The organism is Aeromonas sp. HMWF015 (assembly GCF_963878965.1).
Lineage (GTDB): Bacteria > Pseudomonadota > Gammaproteobacteria > Enterobacterales > Aeromonadaceae > Aeromonas > Aeromonas veronii.
Genome location: NZ_CAWNZT010000205.1, coordinates 1 through 2,996 on the forward strand (window position 1 = coordinate 1; position 2,996 = coordinate 2,996).

Sequence of the window (2,996 nt, forward strand, 5' to 3'; positions counted from 1 at the left end):
AACGTATAATGATCCTTATTCTATTTTGTTAGAACTAAGCAGTGGGAAGGTTTATGCGATTACTAGTGAGTCTGATTTGAATAATATGAAACAGGTATCATCTGATTTTGATCTCTTTTGTAGAGGTGTTGGAACCATGTTTTTAAATAAGGAAAATCCTATTGATGTGGAAAAATTAGTTGGAAGTGAAAATAAATCTTTTTGGTCTAGCTTGTAAATGATAACCGGAAGTGATCCAACGATCCTTTCGGCTTTTATTTAAGGAAGGTGCGAATAAGTACTCAGTTAACAACGGGTTGAGAGTTTAGTCATTTAATATCAATGGGTTATGATGGCATGACTTCTTGTTAAGTGACTTGTTCGCACCTTCCCTAGTTTTAAAATGCATGTGGTTATATGCTTGCGACTTTTTATGTAGGTGTTTAAGTTTCTTGAAAAGCTCTTAAAAGGTTGATTTTGTATCTATAGAGTTTATAAAAGCTTATAGTAGTAACGAAGGGGTTTGTTGTGATATTGTCTTGGAGTGTTTTGGCAATGAACCAATTGAAATTATCAATCTTGAGTGCTACGAGCTTGATGAGAAGTTCAAAGAAGAGGTTAGGTGCATTTATGAGAATCAATTAGATATATATCGAAGTGTGATTTTCGGCATTATTAAGTATGTGCGTAAGAAGTCTGATAATAATAACTTAAAGTTAATGAAAATATATGCATCTCACGACGTTGAGAGAGAGTTCGGGCTTTTATTTAGCTGGGATGGGGACACAGAGCATGGCATTGGCGTGAGAATAAGAAGCGATGGTGTTGTTATTGATGTCGGACCTGCGGAAACATCATTTATATAGCTTGATATATATAGGTTGGTATGAAAGGTGACTAGCCCTAACTCTTACACGTTGACAAGGATGATTAACTTTATACGAGGCTTATCTTATCGTTTAGTAATTTAACCACCTGATAGACAAGGCGAATAGCCAAGGAAAGGCGCCGCATCAGCTTTATGCCCATCAGATGGCTGCGTAGCATAACGGATTAGCCCGCAATACAGCAGTACCTCATCCGTCACTTTTCACTCTGCGAAGAATTTTCCCATGACACATCGAGTCTTATGGCTGGCACTTGCAGCCAGCATGCTTGCGGCCTGTTCTGCCACTGCGCCTCTCACTGACGCCGAGTTATCCCAAGCCGCACAGCAGGGGGATGGCAGCGCCCAATATGAGCTGGCCAAACGCCTAGCAAGTCAGCCCGATTACCCCAACGCCATGCACTGGATGCAGCAGGCCGCCGAGCAGTCTGGCCCCTTGTCCGCCGATCAACAGATCCGAGCCAACGCAGCTTGGCAAGTCGGTGACTGGTACCAGGCCGGGCTCGGAGAGCCCAAAAATCCGGCGCTCGCAACCCAGTGGTGGCAGCACTCTGCTCGCCTTGGCAACACCAACGCCAGCTATCGGCTGGGGCTGATGTGTCAGGAGCAGCATCAAGGCAAACCGGTGAGCGAATGCCTCGATTGGTTCGAGCAGGCTGCTAAGCAGGATCATGCTGAAGCTCAGTTGCTCCTGGCCCGGTGGTACAGCACACAACCGGGGGCCGATACGGATGCCATCAAGTGGCTTGAGCGGTCCGCAGAACTGGGTAACCGTGATGCCCAGTACTTGCTGGGTGAGCGATATGCGCAAGGTAAAGGGGTAGTCAAACGACCAGATCTCGCTCAGCGCTGGAACGATAGAGCCGCCGCCCAGCAGCAACCGAATGCGTTACTACAGCAAGCCAAGCAGGCCGCTCCCACTAATGCGTTCACAGCCTATCAGAGAGCCGCTACAGCTGGCTCTGCCGATGCAGAGCTCTGGCTAGGGATGGCTTATCTGGCAGGGGAACAAGTTCCGACAGACCCCGCCTTGGGTCGCTACTGGCTGGAGCTGGCCGCCGGGCACGGCTCCCATGAAGCCGAGTACCAACTGAGCTTGCAGCAGGTAGACCGGGAGCAGCAGATCCACTGGTTAACTCGGGCTGCTGACGGTGGCGTACCAAAGGCATTGTTCGAGCTGGCGGAGTTACAGCATAAGCAAGGTGAACTGGAGCAGGCCAGAGCCAGTTATGCCAAGGCCGCCCAACAAGGACACATTCTCGCCCAGTACACCTACGGTGAAATGCTGCGTCTGGGACAAGGTGGCAAAGAAGATTACGCGCTGGCTCTCAAACAGTATCGCCTAGCGGCCCAGCAAGGTGACCGCCAGGCCCAATACCGGATGGGAACACTGCGAGAGGAAGGCATGGGGGCTCCGCGCAACCGGATACATGCCTATGCCTGGCTCTCATTGGCTGCCACAGAAGGGATGCCGGAGGCGGTGAAGGCCCGTGACGAGTTGGAAGCAGAAATGACCAAACCGGAAGTCAAACAAGCGCAGAAACTCTCTGAGCACTGGTTTGGCAAGATGTCATCAACGGCTAAGAAAAGCTAAAAAAAGAACATAGGAAGGAAGCGGCCCACCAAGGCCGCTTCTTTCCTATTTAGTTGGTGAATTACCGGATACAAACTCAGCCCAAGCATCCATCATGGGTCGACGCTGGTCCAGCAAGTCTGTGCGGTGGTATGCAGCTTCTACCTTGTTTTGCACCGCATGGGCTAATGCTCGCTCAGCGAGATCCCGTGCATAGCCCTGCTCACTGCACCAGTCTCGAAAGCTGGAACGAAAGCCATGAGCAGTTGCCATTCTGCCAGGAGTACAGCTCTCCGCTTTGGCCCTTCTCAGAAACATCGTCAGCACTGTGTCTGAGAGTGGTACTTGGTCTCTAGGAGAAGGGAACACCAAGTCGTCATGTAATCCCCTTAACCCCTTCAGGATCTCGACAGCACGAAGAGATAACGGAACACGATGTTGTTGCTTAGCTTTCATACGCTCGGCAGGTAAGGTCCAGATCCTTGCTTCCAAGTCTACTTCTGACCACTTCATGGCTCTGACTTCACCTGAACGGCAAGCAGTCAGGATCAAAAACTC

At 49.7% G+C, this 2,996-nt stretch carries 3 protein-coding genes; 2 read left to right on the forward strand and 1 reads right to left on the reverse strand.

Annotated elements, in window-relative coordinates:
• Together AACS18_RS11135 and AACS18_RS11140 are read left to right on the forward strand one after the other, a co-directional pair.
• Positions 1–217: hypothetical protein (locus AACS18_RS11135; RefSeq protein ID WP_219928024.1), on the forward strand; the 217-nt coding region annotated here is incomplete at its 5' end.
• 874 nt (positions 218–1,091) lie between these two features.
• Entirely contained in the window at positions 1,092–2,459 is a 1,368-nt protein-coding gene (locus AACS18_RS11140) for a tetratricopeptide repeat protein (RefSeq protein WP_108614279.1), read from the forward strand.
• Positions 2,460–2,504: 45 nt separating this feature from the next.
• Here AACS18_RS11140 and AACS18_RS11145 read toward each other — a convergent pair.
• Positions 2,505–2,996 (reverse strand): tyrosine-type recombinase/integrase (locus AACS18_RS11145; RefSeq protein WP_146184887.1); only part of this gene is annotated, 492 nt, incomplete at its 5' end.

Excerpts from the sequence above, each read along its gene's own strand:
- AACS18_RS11140 (WP_108614279.1), top strand. The coding sequence starts at position 1,092 with ATGACACATCGAGTCTTATGGCTGGCACTTGCAGCCAGCATGCTTGCG.